The organism is Mesorhizobium sp. L48C026A00, assembly GCF_000502375.1.
GTDB lineage: Bacteria > Pseudomonadota > Alphaproteobacteria > Rhizobiales > Rhizobiaceae > Mesorhizobium > Mesorhizobium muleiense.
In genome coordinates, this window is the sequence record NZ_AYWU01000022.1 from 25,219 (window position 1) to 42,916 (window position 17,698).

The window sequence follows — 17,698 nt, forward strand, 5'->3', positions numbered from 1 at the left end:
TCGCCCTTGAACGCGCAGCCGCGTGCTGCGACAGAGCCTTCCGCGTTCAGCGCCGATAACGTTCCTCGACGATTTCGAACAGGTGGAAGCGCTGTTGATCGGTGAGGCTGTGGGTTCCGAAGTCATCGAGGATGAGCAGTTGCGCGCGGTGAGTTTGTCGATGAGGCGTGGGAAGCGGCCTGGCGAGCGCCAAATCCTCGAACAGGCGCGGCACGCCTGATTGTCAAGCATGCTCCTGTTCGTTTCCTCATCTCCTCGTTCGGCCATTGGCGACCATCTTCTCGTCCCGACCTTACCCTGGCGCTCGCCGCCGCGCGCAGTGACGGTCAAGGATGGGGACGCAGGCCCATCGCGTGAGGGACTTGTCCTTGACGGTCACGAGGGCGAACGGCAGGCTGACTGGTCGGGTGAGCCCTTTTTTGCAGGGGAGCCAAAAAGCCGACGACAGATTCCGAGGCGAGTTCGCCGAGCCAGGCGCGAAGGGTCGCGCGGCAGACTTGTATGCGGTCGATTCCCGTGGATCCGAACCATGATGCAGCATGCCCATCGGGGCGAAGCTCCGGGGCGGCGGGCCCATTCTACATCGGCGGTCCGAAGGACCATGTGTAGCTTCGGGTTGCCGCCACCTCGGATCGTCATCGGCAGCCTCGGCCAATTGGGCGACCATCTCCTCGTCCCGACCTACCTTAGCGCTCGCTGCCGCGCGCAGTGATGGTCAAGGATGGGGCCGCCAGGCACCCATCGCGCAGCGACTTGTCCTTGACGGTCACGAGCACGGCGGCAGGCTGTTTGGCTCGGCGAGACCTGAACGAACGAAGACAATTCCGAGGGGAGCTCGCCATCAGGCGTGGTAACGCGCCGCAAGCTTGTATGCGATTGATCCTCGCGGATCGCGAACCATGACGCAGCCATACGCATCAACGGGCGAAGCTCCGGGCGGCGGACCCATTCTACGGGCGCGGCTTGAGAAGCCATGTGAGCGATCGGGTCACCGCCACCTCGGAATCCTTGTCGCTAGACCTCTTCCGGTCCACCGGATCGGCTGTCTCCCTCCTCTGGCATCATGCCGCGCGCAAAACGACGCCTTTCGGGATTTCACCAGTCGTGACCAGTCGCCATAGTGCTATCAACAGTTTGAGCGCCAGTGCCACGATCATTGTCTTGCGCGTGCCGCCGCGACCATCGGCGGTGCGCGTCGTAAACTATCGGGCAAGGGCGCTGTCCTTTTGGTATTGTAGAAAGCGCCACGCCAGCAGGATGATGCCGTAGCGAACGCGCACATTGCCGGCCCGTGCGAGCCCTTTCTCGCGCCGACGTTTGGTCGTCGGGCGCCCGGTGAGACCCGCGTACCGGGGCGATCGCTCTTCGATCGCGTAAGTCGCGCGACAAAATCTCATGGAGCAGCACGTCTGCCGTCTCGACGGCAATCCCGATGACCCGCGCGAGGGACGAACCATCGCATGCGCCCCTTGCTCCGCCGCAGGTACCGTGGAAGCTGAGGCGCGCCGGTACAAGCGCTCGCGTTCGATCTCGCGGATCTGTTCGTGTAGCAGCCGCATTCGGGTAAAGTCGCGGCTCAGTTCGGCGCGCGTGTTCTCTGCGTTGTCTTCCAGCGCCGGCATCCCGAGTGGCCGCTTGCCGCCATCGGCTTAGAGAATACAGACCCGTCGCACCAGCTGCGGCCGGTTACGTCCGGTGTGGACCCGTTCCGTTCATGGACGGGCACCCGCCAAGGAGCCCCCCTCGGGAGCGAGTGATGTGAAAGTTGCGACAATGTCTGACCTGCGACATAGCAGAGTTGGCCCCATCCTGTTGAGCTAAAACGGTTTCTCCTTGGCACGCCGTATGCACGTGAGGTGTAAAAGTCCCTGAACTAAGGAGAAGCACTCGGAAGCGTATGACACTCCACTGAATACTGAACTTTCATCCAGTGGCGGTTAGAGCCTCGGCTGTTTCCTCTCGTGATCGGCATGCTGCAACACCCACAGAGGGTTGCGAGCCAGTGGTTTTGGGACAGACAGGCGGCGGCGACTTCTCTCTCATTGAGATAGGTGTGATGATGCAGGATCGTACTGAATTTCGAGCGGCTCCGAGACAGCCAGAAAAGTTCAAGGCAAAGTTCCGCCGTGCTCGATTGGGTACTGCCAGAGGAAGCGCAGCGGCTAGCACAGAAATTTTGCAGACTGCACATAAGATTCCCCCGGGGCCGTGAGATGACCCAGTCGTCCTCAACCACTCAAATAGGCGATAGGGATGAGCACCGCTCTGGAGCCCGATCAGTCCCGTCTAGCATTATTATCGGCAAGGGTACGCTCGCGATCAGCTGCGCTCAGCAGGCAATGGAGATGGGCCACGACATTCGCGCGGTGCTGTGTGCAGACGCGATATTCGCCAGCTGGGCGGCTCGCGCCAACGTCCCGTGCATTGCAAGTGTGGCAGAGCTCTCGAGCTTCCTGAAGACCGAGCCGGTGGAGTGGCTTTTTTCCGTTGTCAATCCGTTCATCTTGCCGGCCGATGTGCTCGGGCGGATCAGTCAAGGGGCTTTCAACTACCATGACGGCCCTTTGCCGCGATATGCCGGAACTCACGCGACGTCTTGGGCGCTGCTGGCGCAAGAGTCCGAGCATGCCATCACGTGGCATCGTATCGCTGACGGTGTTGACACAGGTGACGTGGCGGTTCAGCGCCAAGTGTTGGTGACGCCCGCCGATACGGCACTGACCCTGAACCTCAAATGTTACGAAGCCGCTGTCGAGGGCTTCCGCGAGCTTTTAACTGGCTTAGCGGGGGGCAAGCTCAGTACCCGTCCGCAGGCATTGGAAGACAGAAGCTACTTTCCCAGACATCGGCGTCCCGATGCGGCAGGTATTCTGCGTTGGGATCGATCCGCGCAATATCTGTCGGCGATGACGCGGGCCTTGGATTTTGGGCCGTATTATCCCAATCCATTGTGTCTGTGCAAGGCCATCGTAGGGGAAGAGGTCGTCGCCGTCAGGCGCTTGGAGGTGTTGCCTCGTCGCTCGGGCTTTGCGGCAGGTCGTCTGCTTGAAATCCATCCGAGCCATTGGCGTGTGGCGACGGGTACGCAGGATGTCGACGTCTGGTTTGGCAGCTTGGACGGCCAGGCTCTGGAGGCGGGAGCACTCGCCAGCCGCTGCAATCTGGATGAAGGCGAGGCCCTTCCTGTCTTGAGCGACGATCTGGTGCGGCGCCTAACTGCTATCCATGAGGAGATAGCGCCTTCAGAGAACTTCTGGCGGCAGCGGCTTGAGCAGTTTAAAATAGCGGAGCCGCCTTTCCTGTCATCCGGCACAGCCGAAGCGCCGGCGAGATGGCAGTCGAGTTCGTGGCTAAGCCCAGGGGCCTTGGCCGAGCTGTCGGCCATTGATCGGGTGGAATACTTGGTAACGGCTTGGCTGATCTATCTGGCCCGCATCACAGGCCAGGGAGAGCTTCAGCTGGGATGGACGCCGGCGCCGACAGCGTCGCGAGCCGGCATGCAAACAGTGGAGGCCGTTATCGCTTCTGCCGTGCCCATGGAAGTCACCATCGACCTTGCCGATCACTTCAAACAAATACGCAAAGCGGTGGCGGCCGAATGTGCTCAGCTGAGGGAGCGCGACAGCTTTGCGCGCGATCTTATCGGGCGCTGCCCGCCATTAAAGGGGATGGAGGCGCTACGATCGCAAAGGCCCTGGCCGGTTGGAATGGCGATTGCGGCAGAAAACAATGGTGCCGTTGTTCACTCAGCCTCGAAGGTGTGTTGCGAGGCAGCCCTGCCGGGCAAGTTGCTGACATTTGAGGTTTGCGCTCTGGATGGGAGCTTTCGCTGGCACTTTGATGCCAGTCGCCTCGCACCCCAGCAGATCGACCGCATGACGCAGCATTTGCAAACTTTGTTACATGGTGTAATGGTCGATGCCGGGCAGCCGGTCGGCCGCATCGAGCTTTTGCCGGCCGAGGAGCGCGGCTATCCCCTGTAGGAGCTGAACCGGACGGCGGCTTCTTGTCCTGCGGACAAGTGCATCCACGAGCTGTTCTCGGCGCAGGTGCGCCAGGCGCCGGATAGGGTGGCGGTGGTGCATGAGGCGAGGAGCAGCAGGCGAGCGCGGTGGTGTTTCGGGCTCGCGACCTGCTGGTGCAGAGGACGCAGTTGATCAACGCCCTGCACGAGCAGCCGTTCGAATACGGATTGGTGGTGGCCAAGCGGCCTTCCCATGTGGCCAGGCTGCTGGAGTGCCTGCGGAACCCGCAAAGTGAGATACCGGCTGCGGCACGGCTGGCGCTCAACCTGCTGGTGGAGGCACTGGGGGACGCTGCACGACAGGAAGAATGGAGAATCACCTTCGTGCCAGGCCGCTACCGACCATCAGATGAGGCCCTTTATGAAGTTACGACAGGAACACACGACCGAGGTTGCCGCGGCCAAGGCGTCGATCAGCAGAGCGACGGCCTATCGCATCAAGAAGAATCCGGACCTGCCATCGCAAAGCAAAAGGCTCGCGGCCGGCGACGGCCTGACCCTCTCGAGCACCTTCGATACCGAGGTCGTTCCCCTTTTGAAGGCGGCGCCAGGTATCCATGCTGTCGCTATCTACGAAGATATACTGCGGCGGGACCCGGAACTGAGCGAGGGCATTCGCCGGACCCTGGAGCGGCGCATTCGGTCATGCTCGCCATCCAGGGCGAAGAGCAGAAGGTCATCTTCCGTCAGGTTCACGAGCCCGGCCGGCCCTGGCTGTCGGATTTTGCCGACATGAGCAGCCTGGGCGTGTCGATCGCTGGCCAGCCGCTCGATCATCTGCTCTAGCACTTTCGGCTCGCCTGGTCGGGCTTCGAGCACACCTAGGCTCTGCGCTGCGTCCAAGCGCTATGATGATCATCAATTTATGCGCATCGCCGCAGGAGATGGCGCCAACTTCACCGACTGCATTGGCTTTTTCCAGCACGCCGGCATTCTTCGGATTGAAGAAGTGTTCACTGTAGTCCCACATTGCCCCTGAAGCGCGGTCCTCACGGCGGCGACGGCATTTTCGGTGAGCGTGATCATGGGACGATTTCTCCTCGGTCCGTGACGCATTCGCGTGGTGACCACGCACGTTCCGTGCCAAAAGAAAAAATCATTTCAAAACAGTAGACGGCTCTACCACCCTATGTCGCATGTCTCGACATCGGACAACGTGGAACCCGGTTGAATGATGCGTGAATTCGGCTCCCACCGCAGAGGAATTCTATCCGAGATTCAGCGGGAACGCCGAGCAACCGGTACTTACTGTCAGGTTTGTCGAGTCCGCAACACGGCGGTGTTTGGCCAGGGTTCCTGCTATACTCTTCTACAGCTTTGAATAGATTCCTTCTGGCTCTTTATGCGTAGTTGGCACGACTTTTGAACCTGTCTCGCGGCGAGGCGGCAGGAGTTGCTGACCGGTATTCACATGGGACATCTTCGTCGACGGCAGAACTAGGCACTTTTTCGACAAGCGGCCGGCGGGCCGCACTTGATCTTGCGTTTTCAGAGAGGTTCAAAATCATGTCGCTGACACAAGACGTCACCACTAGGTCGCCAACATCACGTACGATGAGCTTCCGGCACACGTGCGCGACAAGGCGAAGCTGCTGGTCCTCGACCACGTCGGCTGCATGATCGCGGGAAGCATGACGCGCGGGGCCAGGCAGATGACGCCTTACCTTGGGCGCATCGACTCCGGTGGGGCCAGCACCGTGTTCGGTCCGTCGCTGCGCTTCCATCCCGCTAATGCGGCCCATGCTAACGCGCATAGCGCCAGCATGTGAGCCTCGATGACTCCTACATTCTCTTCGGCCATCCAGGCGCGTCGAATATCCCGGCCGCCCTCGCCGTCGCCGAAGAGCTCGGCAGCTCTGGAAAGGAGCTGATTGCAGCGATCGTCGGCGGCTACGAAATGTCGCTGCGCCTTGGCACCGCCATGCGTCCGAGCGAAGACCGCGACCGCAAGGTAAAGGGCTATGCCACCTGGCAGATATTCGGCGCCTGCACCGCGGCAAGCCTATTGCAGCGATTCAGCGCCATCCAAATTGCGGATGCCTACGGGCTAACGCCGATGCATGCTCCGCTCCCCTTCTTGTGCAAGTTCCACTCACGGCCGATGAGCCTTTTGAAGAACAATTACGGATGGGCGAACAAGGGCGCCATCATGGCGGTGGACCTCGTGCGCCAGTCGTGACAAAGTTCGCTGCCGGTCCGCCACATCATCGCTTTTCAAGGCCTGCTCAGGCTTCACTCACGTTACGGCCCATCGGATTGCTCAACCGCTCAAGGCGGCCTCTGTCACGAGGTTTCGACCCGGCCAGTTACCCGACCGAGCCGCTCGTCAGCTACCAGACCAATCGACTACTATCTGGGTGGAACCTTCCTCCACTGGTGATACGTGCCATCGGGGCGCAATGAATTTTCAGGCTAGGAGACGCATACGCTGCCGACAATTCGCGATGTGGAAAGATATATGAAGGCTGTTCAACGATCGCGCTCGGCTTGATCCTCGTCATGCATGTTGGGTATTCCGATGAGGCCGGCCACCGATTCCGATTTGAAGCCGCAAGTATGTATTATACAATACGAAAAGTTCATATGTATGACACAATAATTCTCCAAAAATTCGAACCGCTTCTACGAGAAGAGGGGTAGCGTTCTCCGCACAACAAGTGACGGAGAAAGCAATGGACCATTTCACGCGTCGGCTGTCGCATGGCCAAATGGGCCTTTGGCTACATCATCAAAAACGACCGACCGGTAGCGAATACAATCTACCAGTCGAACTTCGCATAAGGGCCCCGTTCGACATTGATGCCTTGCGGCGCGCACTCCAGGCATTGATCGATCGTCATGAAATGCTGCGCACGACCTTCCATCAGGAAGGCGAGCACGTCGTTCAACGCATTCATCGGACAGGCTCCCTGAGTCTTCATGTGGTTCGGCTGCCAGGAGTCGAAAAGGCGGAGTTCCATCAATCTATCGCCGGAGAGGCCCGCTTGCCTTTCGACCTGGAACATGGGCCGTTGTTTCGCGCTCACCTGTTCATTCGAACTGCTACGGAAGAGGTACTCCTTCTCAACTTCCATCACATCGTTTCCGACGCCTACAGCATTCGTACATTCCTGCACGAGTTCGGAAGACTTTACCAGGCGTGCTGCGGCAACGCGGAAATGCCGAGTCTGACCACCGCTGCTCCTTACGAAGACTTCGTAGCCTGGCAAGGGCGCCTTCTTGCCGGCAACGACGGAGAACGCATGTGGACCTACTGGCGCAACCAATTTGTCGATCACGAGGCCGACTTGGCGCTTCCGACAGACCGACCACGAGAAGCGCATGCCACGCACACCGGGTCTGTTGTCTCGCTGGACCTTGAGATGCCGCTGATCTCGCGCTTGGAGCAGCTGGCGCACAAAGAAAAGGTAACGCTGGCCACCGTCCTGCTTGCTGCCTATTACGTCCTGCTGCATCGTTATGGCGAGCAGGACGACATCACCCTCTACGTCCGACGCCTCGGTCGTCCAGCAGGAAATTTCTCGGGAACCTTCGGCTACTTTGTGACCTTGGCAGCGTTACGTCAGGATCTTTCCGGAAATCCCACTTTCCTCGACCATTTGCGGCAGGTCCGTCACGTGATGCGATGCGCGCGCAGTCACGAGTATTTTCCTCTTCCACTACTGTTGGAGAAGCTCAAGCTACCTGCCGCACCTGGCAATCCGCTCGCGCAAGCAGTCTTCAACTTCACTCCGGAGGCAGTGAGTTCTCTCGGCTTCACGCCATGCGACGTCGACCTATCCGGCTTGCCTGCACAAATCCGATTTTGCGAGACCGATACCTGGATCGATCTTGACTTTCGTATCCTCGCTGGCAAAGACAGCGTCCGCCTTAACATCGTATATAATGCGGATTTGTGGGATGGCAGAAGCATCGAGCGGCTTGCGAAGCACTATTGTTTGCTGCTTGATGCGATTGCAGATGCGCCTTCGCAACGGATAGGCGGTTATAGTCTTCTAACGCCAGAGGAAGAGCACCAGCTCCTGCATGATTTTAACGACACAGCTACACCGTTTCCCTCCGACATTTGCCTGCACAATCTGATCGAAGCGCAGGCCGCCAGTTACCCAGACAATATCGCTGTCAGCTGTCCCTTGGAGGCGCTCAGCTATGCTGTCCTTGAGCAAAGGGCAAACAGGCTTGCCCGTCAGTTGATTTCAAAAGGTGTCCGCCTTGGAGATGTGGTCGGCGTTCTCGTTGAGCGTTCGTGCGATCTCATTGTCGGCTTTCTAGCGGTATTGAAGGCGGGGGCCGTCTATCTTCCTCTCGATCCGCAACTCCCAGCCCAGCGCCTGCGCTTTATGGTGCGGGACGCTGGCGCCATTGCGGTCATCAGCAGAACGGAGCTCAAAGAGCAAACGTTCGGGAAAGCCGATCCAGCGCCAAACATTGGGGGCCTGAATGGATGTGCGATGGTTCTTTTCGACCAGGACCACACCGAAATTGCTCTGCACGAAGTCACGCCTCCGCAGTGCCCCGCCGGCCCCTCCGATTTGGCTTATGTGATCTATACGTCCGGTTCCACGGGGCAGCCGAAAGGCGTGATGATTGAACATCGAAGCGCCTGCAACATGGCGGAGGATCTAAGACGCACCTATCAGCTGGGGCCGGATAGCCGGGTATTGCAGTTCGCTTCCTGCGGATTTGATGCATCTCTGTTTGATTTCATATTGGCCTTATCTTCTGGTGGTCGATTGTGCCTTGCGCCGCCATCAGCGCCACTGCCGGGAGCAGAGCTTGTCGAGTTCATGCGCCGTCAGCGCATTACCGCTGCCGGTCTTACGCCCACAGCATGGAACTCCTTGCCGTCGACGGACCTTCCTGATCTCACCGTGGTCAAGTCAGGTGGAGAGCCTTTGCCGCCGAGCCTCGTTGACCGATGGGGTGGGAAGCGCCGCGTCTTCAATTCCTATGGCCCCACCGAAACGACCGTGTATTGCATAAGGACCGAGGTGAAACCCGACGGGCGAAAGCCGCCCATCGGGCGCCCTGCCATCAATACCAAGGTTTACATTATCGATCGCTATGGAAATCCGGCGCCGATCGGCGCAATCGGCGAGCTCTGCATCGGGGGCGTCGGCCTGGCTCGCGGCTACATCAATCACGATGAACTCACGCGCGAGCTTTTCCAGCCAAACCCCTTTGATGATGAGCCGCAGTCCAGGCTCTATAGGACTGGAGATCGGGCCCGGTATCGGTCAGATGGCACGATTGAGTTCCTAGGTCGGAAGGACGGACAGATCAAGATCCGCGGCGTGCGGGTCGAGCTTGCCGAAATCGAGCAGTGCCTGATGGAACACGAAAACGTCAAAGCATGCTGCGTTACGCTGACAGACCGTCTCGATGAAAATGCGAGCCTGACAGCCTACGTGGTGAGGGCACGGGACAATTCGGAGGATACCGATGAACTTCAGTCTTTTCTGCGCGCCGCGCTGCCTGGTTACATGGTTCCCTCACAGTTCGTGTTTCTCCCGCAGCTACCGACCAATCGCAGCGGCAAGATCGATCGGCGCGCCCTTCCCCGGCCGAGAAACGCCTCGAAATTAAAGGCCGCAACTTTACCGACCGGTGGGTTGCAGGCGGAATTGGCTGAAGTCTGGAAGGATGTGCTGAAGCTGAACTCCGTCAGCGTTGAGGACAATTTCTTCGATGTTGGCGGACATTCCCTGGCCATCGTCCAGGTTCAGGCGCGCATCCACGATCGTTTGGGAATTGATTGCAAGATTCTGGATCTTTTCAAGCATCCCACCATAAGAGCGCTCGCTGCGCACTTGAAGGCGATTCCAGCTGCTCTTCACCCCCTCCAAGATTTAAAGAAACCAATCGGCTTTGCGGGAAACGGGAAGGAGCCCAAACAGGATCGCAATGCTATCGCGATCATCGGTATGGCGGGCAGGTTCCCGGGAGCGGAGAATGTGGATCAATTCTGGAGCAATCTGGTCGATGGCATTGAGTCCATCGCAGATCTGGATGAACAGACATTGCGAGAAGCTGGCGTCGATCCTGAGACGTTTGGCAAGCCTAGTTATGTGAGGCGCGAAGCCGTTGTCAGCGGAGTTGATCTGTTTGACTCAGCATTTTTCGGCTTCTCGCCTAAGGAAGCAGCGTGGATGGACCCGCAACAACGCTTCCTGTTGGAGACAGCGTATCAGGCGCTCGACCATGCGGGATACGGATCTCGCGAGACAGAGGGTGACCGTGTTGGTGTCTTTGCCGGCGTGGGTGCCAACCACTATCTCGCCGACGGCGAAGCGAGCCGCGACCTGCTGGATTCAGAGAAGTTGCAGATTCGCATTCTCAATAGCTGCGATTTCACGGCGACGCGGATTGCCTATAAGCTCAACTTGACCGGCCCCTGCGTCTCAGTTCAGACGGCCTGCTCCACTTCGCTGGTTGCTGTCCACCTCGCTTGCCAGAGCCTGCGCGGCAATGAGTGCGACATGGCGCTGGCAGGCGGTGCATCGATTTCCCTGCCGCACGGAAAAGGTTATCTCCATCAACAGGGCCACATCTTATCCCCTGACGGCCACTGCCGCGCGTTCGATGCTAAAGCACAAGGAACGGTGAGAGGCAGCGGAGCCGCGGTCGTCGTTCTCAAGCGGTTGAGCGATGCCTGTAGAGACGGAGATTATATCTGGGCGGTCATAAAAGGGACCGCCATTAACAATGACGGCGCCGCAAAGGTAGGCTTCACCGCCCCCAGCGCCGACGGCCAAGCTGCAGTTATTCAAGATGCCCTCACCGATGCTGACGTCCCAGCGGATACGATTGGCTACGTGGAGGCGCATGGTACTGGAACCTTCCTTGGAGACCCCATCGAAATCTCCGGCCTGAGCAAGGCCTTCAGTTCCCAGACCGCACGAAAACAATTCTGCGCAATTGGTTCGGTGAAGACAAATATCGGCCATCTCGACGCCGCAGCAGGTGTAACGGGATTGATCAAGCTCGCCACAATGCTGAACAAGGGCGTCATTCCCGCTAGCCTACATTTCGATGCACCCAACCCAAATATCGACTTTCAAGAGAGCCCGGTACGGGTAAACAAGACCCGCACCGCTTGGCCCAAAGGTGATGCGCCAAGACGCGGCGGGGTTAGCTCATTTGGCATTGGTGGCACGAACGCGCACGCGATTCTCGAGGAGGCTCCGCCGCGAACCGGGGAGCAGGCGAGTCGCAGGCCGCACGTCTTTCCGGTGTCGGCGGCGAGCAGATCGGCAATGACCGAAATGCTCCGGCAACTGGCCGGCTTTATGCGCCGCAAGGATATTCAGCACAGCGCAGCTAACATCGCATACACCCTGCAAAAGGGTCGAGCCGCTCTCCGATACCGCGCGAGCTTCGTGGAATCCGACCTGGCGGAATTAGCCGACCAACTTGATCAGGCGGCACTGCAGACGGACGCGTTGCGAGGAGTGTCAAGCAGTGAACACCGTATCGTGTTCATGTTCTCCGGCCAAGGCGGGCAGCAAATTGGAATGGGTCGAGAGCTTTACGAAAATGAGCGGGTGTTCCGAAGCGCGATCGACGAATGCGCAAAGTGGCTTAATGAGTTCGCACATATTGATTTCCGCCCCCTCCTCTACGGGGAAGGCAAATCCGATCGTGAGCTTGAGCTTCAGCTGGAAGCTGTCATACAGCCCGTCATCTTCGCCACCCAATATGCAATGGCGAAGCTCTTCATGTCGTGGGGCGTTTTCCCCGCAGCTGTGATAGGCCACAGCATCGGAGAATATGCGGCAGCTCACATTGCGGGCATCATCTCGTTACCCGATGCCATTCGACTGACGCTGATAAGGGGACAGTTGATCTCACGTGTGCCTGCAGCCGGCATCGTTGCAGTCGGCCTATCGCCGGAAGAGCTCCAGCCTTATTGGAACGAAAGCCTCTCATTGGCAGCAATAAACGGGCCGCGTCAGTGCATCGTTTCGGGAGCCGCATCCGAGATCGCAGCGTTTCATGAGCGATTGCAGGAGAAATGCATCGCAAGCAAACCAATACGCGCAACTCATGCGGTGCATTCATCGTTGCTCGATCCTATCCTTCCGGAGTTTAGGATTGACGCAGAACAAGTCGAGTTGCAGGCGCCGCAAATACCCTTCATGTCAACAGTGCTCGGTGACTGGCTTGAGGCTGATGTGCCTATGGACGCCAGCTATTGGGTCCGCAATCTGCGAGAGACGGTGCAATTCCATCTGGCTTTCGATCGGCTGGTGGAATCGGGCTACGAGTTGTTCATCGAGATGGGGCCCGGCGCAGCTCTGACCAGACAATCCAGGCAGGTCAAGTCAAAGAGCGACCGGCGCGGCTTGGTCGCTTTTCCAGCCTTGCCAGGAGGCAACCATGGACAAGGCGATCACGCGACACTCTTACATACGCTGGGCAAGCTGTGGACCTGCGGCGTTCGCATCGATTGGTCTGGCCTGCAAGGCAATAAGCCTCTGCATCGGATTCCTCTCCCCCCGTATCTTTTTGATCGCAAGCGTTACTGGCTCGATGCGGTCGCCGGCAAAGAGAGGGGACAAAATGCTGATTTGAATCAACCCGATACTGCGGCTGTATTCGTCGATCGCGCGGCTGGAGAAGAAGAAGCGCGCGGTCCGAATTTGATTGAGATGTCTGGCGAGCCAGCTTTGGACCGCCAAATCGCGGCCGTCTATCGAGACATTTTGGGCTTGGATGACGTTGCCCTGACCGACAGCTTCTTTGATCTTGGTGGCGATTCATTGAGCGCCTTGAGCGTCATCAATCGCATCGAGCAGCTCACGGGAGGGAGATTGGCTCTCTCCCTGCTGCTGGAACAGCAGACACCAAGAGAACTCGCAATAGCCCTCTCGAAGACCCGTGGAAGCGCGCGTCCGGGAGCATTGGTGCCGATACAAAGCGGTGGTTCGCGGGCGCCTCTGTTTTGCCCCCACCCTTTTGGCGGGCATGTGCTCTTCTATACGCCTCTTGCTAAAGCACTGGGCGTGGAGCAGCCGCTCTTCGGTCTCCAGGCGCGCGGTCTGAACGGTGAGGCAAGACCTTATCTGAGCATTCCGGAGATGGCGCAGGAATATGTTGAGGCCATCAAGAGTGTTCAGCCACGCGGCCCTTATCAACTCGCCGGCTTGTCCATGGGCGGCAGCATTGCTTGGGAAATGGCCTGCCAATTGCGCGATGCTGGTGACGAGGTCGCAATCCTTGCGCTGCTCGATGCCAAAGCGCTTCACAAGCATGAAGAGGACATAAGCGGCCGGTATCATCGGCTGCTCGGCCACAGCCCCATTCCCGATTGGCTAAGCGAGCAAGCGGTCATATTGAGCGTCCTTTTTCCCGCGCTCAAGAAACATTGGCGAAAGCTGAAATCCATGAAACGCGAGCGTCAGGCGGTGGCCTTATTCGATTTCGGAAGGCAGGCTGGCCATGTCCCAAAGATGACCGACGCACAACTCGACCATATCCTGACGGTTGCCGAGGCTAATAGAATTGCGCTGCGTGACTATACGCCTCGGCCCAACGACAGTAGGGCCATTCTTTTTGCGGCCAAGAAGGGACTTCGTGTGTCCTCCAATCAACCCGATGGCGATCTTGGGTGGAAGCAATTCGCGCGAGGCCACTTGGAAATTCATGAGGTGCCAGGTGATCATTACACCATGGTCTCTCCCCCTCATGTGAGCGTCCTGGCAAAGAAACTTAACAACTATCTCAATGCAAACGACTGAGCGATGGCACCGGCACGTCCTCATAGGCACGAAGAGGGGCTGGCCGAAGCGATATGCAGTCGTTTCCCATCAATCGAGCGTGTCCGCTTCTGCAATTCCGGCACCGAGGCCAATCTGGTGGCAATGGGCTTGGCGCGCGCGATTACGGGTCGGCCATTGGTCCTTGCTTTCCGCGGCAGATATCACGGCAGCCTTGCGAGCTGCGTAAGAATTGAAGCGCCGCTCAACGTCGACAAACCGCATATGCGCTTTGCTCGCTACAACAACGTGGAAGACGTCCGGCGTGTCCTGGAGAAAAATGGCCCACAGACCGCCGCCATCATCGTCGAACCCATGATGGGGAGCGGCGGCGGCATGCGACCAATCCTTCCTCGCCGCTCTTCGGGTCGTTGCGGATGAGTGCGGCGCTCTTCTTATCTTCGATGAGGTGCAGACCGCCCGTATTTCCCCGGGCGGCCTCCAGGATCTGCTCCGAGTCCGCCCCGATCTCACAACTCTCGACCGAACGCGTGATTGCTTGGGAAGCTGGCTCAACTGTCTTCAGTCTCGCATGCATCCGAACAAAGCCGTCGTCGCACTTGCCGCCAAGATGGCACGCATTGTCTGGGTGNCTGTGCAAAAAAGCGGGCTTCGTGCCCGAACCATTTATTGGGAACGGCATGTGCGGATCTCATCATGGCCTGGCCTGCAACAGCAGTCCACTCGCGAGAGGCCGGATACACTTATGCAATTGAAATCGTCATTCGTGATGTCGCGACACCACCGACGGGGCGGACCATACATTTTTTGACAGAAGCTCGCGCAATGCCGAGGCTTCGAGCATCTGGTCTGCGAGCAGCTTCTTCAGATTGGCGTTCTCGTCTTCCAAGGCCTTCAGCCGCTTGGCGTCGGAGACGTCCATCCCGTCATACTTGGCCTGCCAGTTATACAGCGTCGCCTCGGAGATCCCGTGCTTGCGTGTCGATGCCGGCTCAATACTCCCCAGAAGTGCCGNTACTTGGCCTGCCAGTTATACAGCGTCGCCTCGGAGATCCCGTGCTTGCGTGTCGATGCCGGCTCAATACTCCCCAGAAGTGCCGTTTGAATCTTCCCCAGTTTAGCGCTGTCGCCGGTCTTCCGGAGCGCGCGCCGGGAGACCGGCGGCGCGTGATCGTTGATGCTTCTCCTGATGGTCGAGAGAGGGATTTCGGTGATCAAGATCGGGGAGATGATGATGATACTGGATTTGCATCGGCCGGGCCTGTCGGTGTCGGCGATTGCCAGCAAGAGCGGGATCGACCGCAAGACGGTGCGCAAATACATTGCGCGCGGGCTCGAGGCTCCGGCCTACGGACCGCGCAAGCCGCGTCAGGCGGTGATCGATCCCTTCACAGCCTACCTTCGCGAACGGGTCACGCGATATCCAGGGCTCACCGGCAGCCGGCTTTTCCGCGAACTGAAGGACCTCGGCTATGGCGGCGGCTACACGGCCGTTACCGACTTCCTGCGCGACGTCCGTCCTGCCGCGGCGGAGCGCGGATACGAGGTTCGCTTCGAGACCCCGCCCGGCGAGCAGGCGCAGGNAGCTTTCGACGAACAGGAACGGGATTTCAGAGCAGGCGGCGGCTACACGGCCGTTACCGACTTCCTGCGCGACGTCCGTCCTGCCGCGGCGGAGCGTGGATACGAGGTTCGCTTCGAGACCCCGCCCGGCGAGCAGGCGCAGGTCGACTTCGCCCAGTTCAATGTCGTCTTTGCCGATGAGCCGACCACGCCGAGAATCGTCTGGCTATTCTCCATGGTGCTTGGCTTCAGTCGTCTTATCTGGGCACGCTTCGTCGTCCACCAGGATCTGCCGACTGTCTTGCGCTGCCATGCTGGGGCTTTCGAGGCGCTGGGCGGCGCTCCTCGCGAAGTGCTTTACGACCGTATGAAGACGGCTGTGATCTGCGAAGGCGATACCGGCGGCATCGTCTACAACCGTGCCCTCGTCGATCTTGCCCGCCACTATGGTTTCCATCCCAAGGCGTGTCGGCCTTACCGCGCCAAAACGAAGGAGCAGGCATCACGATGCACCTTGTTGGAGTGGTTGAGCGACAATTAATCTGGGCGGACGACCACCATATCGACTGCCGGCGCCTTTTTCGAGTCTGACGTTGCCCGGCGGTTCGTACAGGTATCGATGGTTGGTGGCGTATCGATGGCGCTTGAGAATGCCCTTGCGCCCGAGTTGGTGAACGGTCGAGACGCACACGCCGAGCTGCTGGGCTACTTCCTCGCCGGTGATCATGCCGCTCTCCCGCAGCCGTTCGTACCGGCTCTTCAAACCATAGGCGCGGCGCACGAGCATAACCTTCTTCAGCGTGAAGAGTTCGCCGCGCCAGTTGCGATGCCCGAGTTCATTGAGACGGGCGGCGATCTGCTGGTCGTTGGCGGTCTCCAGCAGCTCGTTCATTAACGCCACGACCTGTGCCGGCGTCTTGCGTATCACTGACATAGGCCGTGGTCTGGTCACCGACAGACTCTGCGTGCGCCCGCCGCGCCAGCGGATATGGATGTTGACCTGCTCGTCGACGAGCAGCGTGACGTCTTCGATGAGAAGGCCGAGCATGCGCTTGCGTTCGACGGCACCGGTGCGCTCGTCGTTCCAGATGCGCGGAAAATCGGCGGCCAGCGCCCTGATGCGCTCCTGCGCGGGCTCGTCCAGCAGCGAGCGGTCGGCCTCGTTCTGGCGCTCGTGCTCGCGCTGGAGCGCGTCGACGTCGCGCAGCCGCGCGTTCCAGTCGGCTTCCAGCGCGTCGGCGACCAGGCGGTTGTCCGGATCGACCTTCAGGTAGCGTCGGCGGCCAGTTCAGCCTCATAGCGGGCGCGTTGCAGCTGCGCGCCGCGCAGCGCCGTGGCCTGCTCCACGCGCTGGGTGATCTCCTGCTGCACGGCAAGCGCGACATCGATCGCTGCCGGCGCCATCGCCTCCAGCAGTAGCGCGCTCACCGCGTCGTCGACCGGAGCGCCGCGCACCCATTGGCAATGCTTGCCGGCGTGTCGCACGACGGCTTCGTTGCAGACGTAATACGGGCGCAGCCGCCCCTCGAACGGCTCGTAATGGACCCGCATGCGTGCACCGCAGCGGCCGCACAGCAGCCGTCCCTGCAACAGACCGCTACCCTGGCGGGGCATGCGCCCACGCAGGCCGGGTGAAAAACCGGCAGCGTTCTGCTCCAGGGTAGTCTGATTGCGCTCGTACTCGGCCCAGGAAATGTAGCCCTCGTGGGCTTCGGGAATGAGCACCTGCCAGTCGGATCTCGCCACGCGCAGCTGCACGGACTTGAGCTTGGCATTGTAGGCGGTGCGCGTGCGCCCATAGGCGAACGCGCCGGCATATCGCGGGTTGTGCAGAATCTGGAGCACGCGGGAATGGTCGATCTCGCTCCACAGGACGTCGCCCTTGCCGATGCCGCGACGGATACGCCGGGGAAAGAGGATCTTCTCGCCCCGCAGGCGGCGCACGACGGCGCAGGCCGAGCCGGTCTCGCGGAAGGTATCGAACAGGAGCCGCACCGTGTCCTGGATCTGTCGGTCGGGATCGAGCACGACCCGCGCGTCTGGGGTGTAGACCAATCCAATTGGCAACGGCATCTCGAGCTCGCCGCGGCGCGCCTTGTTAAGAATGCCGCCTTGCAGCCGCGACTTCAGGATGTGCAGTTCGGCCTCGCTCATCGTGCCTTTCAGCCCGAGCAGCATGCGATCGTTGAAATAGGCCGGATCGTAGACGCCATTCTCGTCCATGATGAGCGTACGCGCCAGGGCGGCCAGCTCAAGGAGACGGTGCCAGTCGGCATTGTTGCGCGCCAGGCGCGACCCTTCCAGCCCCAGCACTATCCCTGCATGCCCCATCGCCACTTCGGTCACCAGGTGCTGGAAACCGTCGCGGTCCTGCGACTGCGCGCCGGAGAGG

The 17,698-nt window shown here is 59.6% G+C and carries 11 protein-coding genes and 4 pseudogenes; 9 read left to right on the forward strand and 6 right to left on the reverse strand.

Annotated elements, in window-relative coordinates:
* Positions 1 to 46: 46 nt before the first annotated feature.
* Together X738_RS83270 and X738_RS70445 are read right to left on the reverse strand one after the other, a co-directional pair.
* The gene (locus X738_RS83270) at positions 47 to 214 is read right to left on the reverse strand and encodes an ATP-binding protein (RefSeq protein WP_084833847.1); all 168 of its coding nucleotides are present in this window, start codon (positions 212 to 214) and stop codon (positions 47 to 49) included.
* Positions 215 to 1,202: 988 nt separating this feature from the next.
* Positions 1,203 to 1,622, reverse strand: coding sequence for a hypothetical protein (locus X738_RS70445; RefSeq protein WP_023801925.1), 420 nt, complete (start codon positions 1,620 to 1,622; stop codon positions 1,203 to 1,205).
* 723 nt (positions 1,623 to 2,345) lie between these two features.
* Between X738_RS70445 and X738_RS70450 the strand changes: the two genes are divergently transcribed.
* The gene (locus X738_RS70450) at positions 2,346 to 3,983 is read left to right on the forward strand and encodes a formyltransferase family protein (RefSeq protein ID WP_210163893.1); all 1,638 of its coding nucleotides are present in this window, start codon (positions 2,346 to 2,348) and stop codon (positions 3,981 to 3,983) included.
* Between the two features lie 390 nt (positions 3,984 to 4,373).
* Positions 4,374 to 4,807 (forward strand): annotated as a pseudogene (locus tag X738_RS83275) (IS21 family transposase); the annotation flags it as partial.
* On the opposite strand, the gene X738_RS89250 reads toward X738_RS83275, so the two are convergent.
* Positions 4,701 to 4,994: an iron-sulfur cluster assembly scaffold protein gene (locus X738_RS89250; RefSeq protein ID WP_373420459.1), complete on the reverse strand. Its 294-nt coding sequence runs from the start codon at positions 4,992 to 4,994 to the stop codon at positions 4,701 to 4,703. The pseudogene X738_RS83275 and the gene X738_RS89250 sit on opposite strands and share 107 nt — an antisense overlap.
* A gap of 574 nt (positions 4,995 to 5,568) precedes the next feature.
* Between X738_RS89250 and X738_RS88485 the strand changes: the two genes are divergently transcribed.
* From X738_RS88485 to X738_RS89780, 5 genes and pseudogenes are all read left to right on the forward strand, one after another.
* Entirely contained in the window at positions 5,569 to 5,793 is a 225-nt protein-coding gene (locus tag X738_RS88485) for an MmgE/PrpD family protein (RefSeq protein WP_084833848.1), read from the forward strand.
* A complete protein-coding gene (locus tag X738_RS70460) occupies positions 5,790 to 6,203 on the forward strand; it encodes an MmgE/PrpD family protein (protein ID WP_023801929.1) in 414 nt (137 codons plus the stop codon). Before X738_RS88485 ends, X738_RS70460 begins: the two co-directional genes overlap by 4 nt.
* A 493-nt stretch (positions 6,204 to 6,696) precedes the next feature.
* Entirely contained in the window at positions 6,697 to 13,764 is a 7,068-nt protein-coding gene (locus tag X738_RS70465) for a non-ribosomal peptide synthetase/type I polyketide synthase (protein ID WP_156942664.1), read from the forward strand.
* Between the two features lie 3 nt (positions 13,765 to 13,767).
* The gene (locus tag X738_RS89255; protein ID WP_084833850.1) at positions 13,768 to 14,163 is read left to right on the forward strand and encodes an aminotransferase class III-fold pyridoxal phosphate-dependent enzyme; all 396 of its coding nucleotides are present in this window, start codon (positions 13,768 to 13,770) and stop codon (positions 14,161 to 14,163) included.
* Between the two features lie 97 nt (positions 14,164 to 14,260).
* Positions 14,261 to 14,392 (forward strand): annotated as a pseudogene (locus X738_RS89780) (IS110 family transposase); the annotation flags it as partial.
* Between the two features lie 150 nt (positions 14,393 to 14,542).
* Here X738_RS89780 and X738_RS85190 read toward each other — a convergent pair.
* Positions 14,543 to 14,722: pseudogene (locus X738_RS85190) on the reverse strand (transposase); the annotation flags it as partial.
* Positions 14,723 to 15,436: 714 nt separating this feature from the next.
* Here X738_RS85190 and X738_RS70470 point away from each other — a divergent pair.
* Positions 15,437 to 15,814, forward strand: a pseudogene (locus X738_RS70470) (DDE-type integrase/transposase/recombinase); the annotation flags it as partial.
* Here X738_RS70470 and X738_RS89785 read toward each other — a convergent pair.
* A complete protein-coding gene (locus X738_RS89785) occupies positions 15,809 to 16,198 on the reverse strand; it encodes a helix-turn-helix domain-containing protein (protein ID WP_245277777.1) in 390 nt (129 codons plus the stop codon). The pseudogene X738_RS70470 and the gene X738_RS89785 sit on opposite strands and share 6 nt — an antisense overlap.
* Positions 16,199 to 16,294: 96 nt before the next feature.
* On the opposite strand from X738_RS89785, the gene X738_RS89790 reads away from it, so the two are divergent.
* The gene (locus tag X738_RS89790) at positions 16,295 to 16,606 is read left to right on the forward strand and encodes a hypothetical protein (RefSeq protein WP_023801937.1); all 312 of its coding nucleotides are present in this window, start codon (positions 16,295 to 16,297) and stop codon (positions 16,604 to 16,606) included.
* Here the strand turns inward: X738_RS89790 and X738_RS89795 are convergent.
* Positions 16,573 to 17,652 (reverse strand): recombinase family protein, encoded by a 1,080-nt coding sequence (locus X738_RS89795; protein ID WP_441295557.1) that lies wholly within the window; start codon positions 17,650 to 17,652, stop codon positions 16,573 to 16,575. The genes X738_RS89790 and X738_RS89795 overlap by 34 nt on opposite strands.
* Positions 17,653 to 17,698 lie beyond the last annotated feature (46 nt).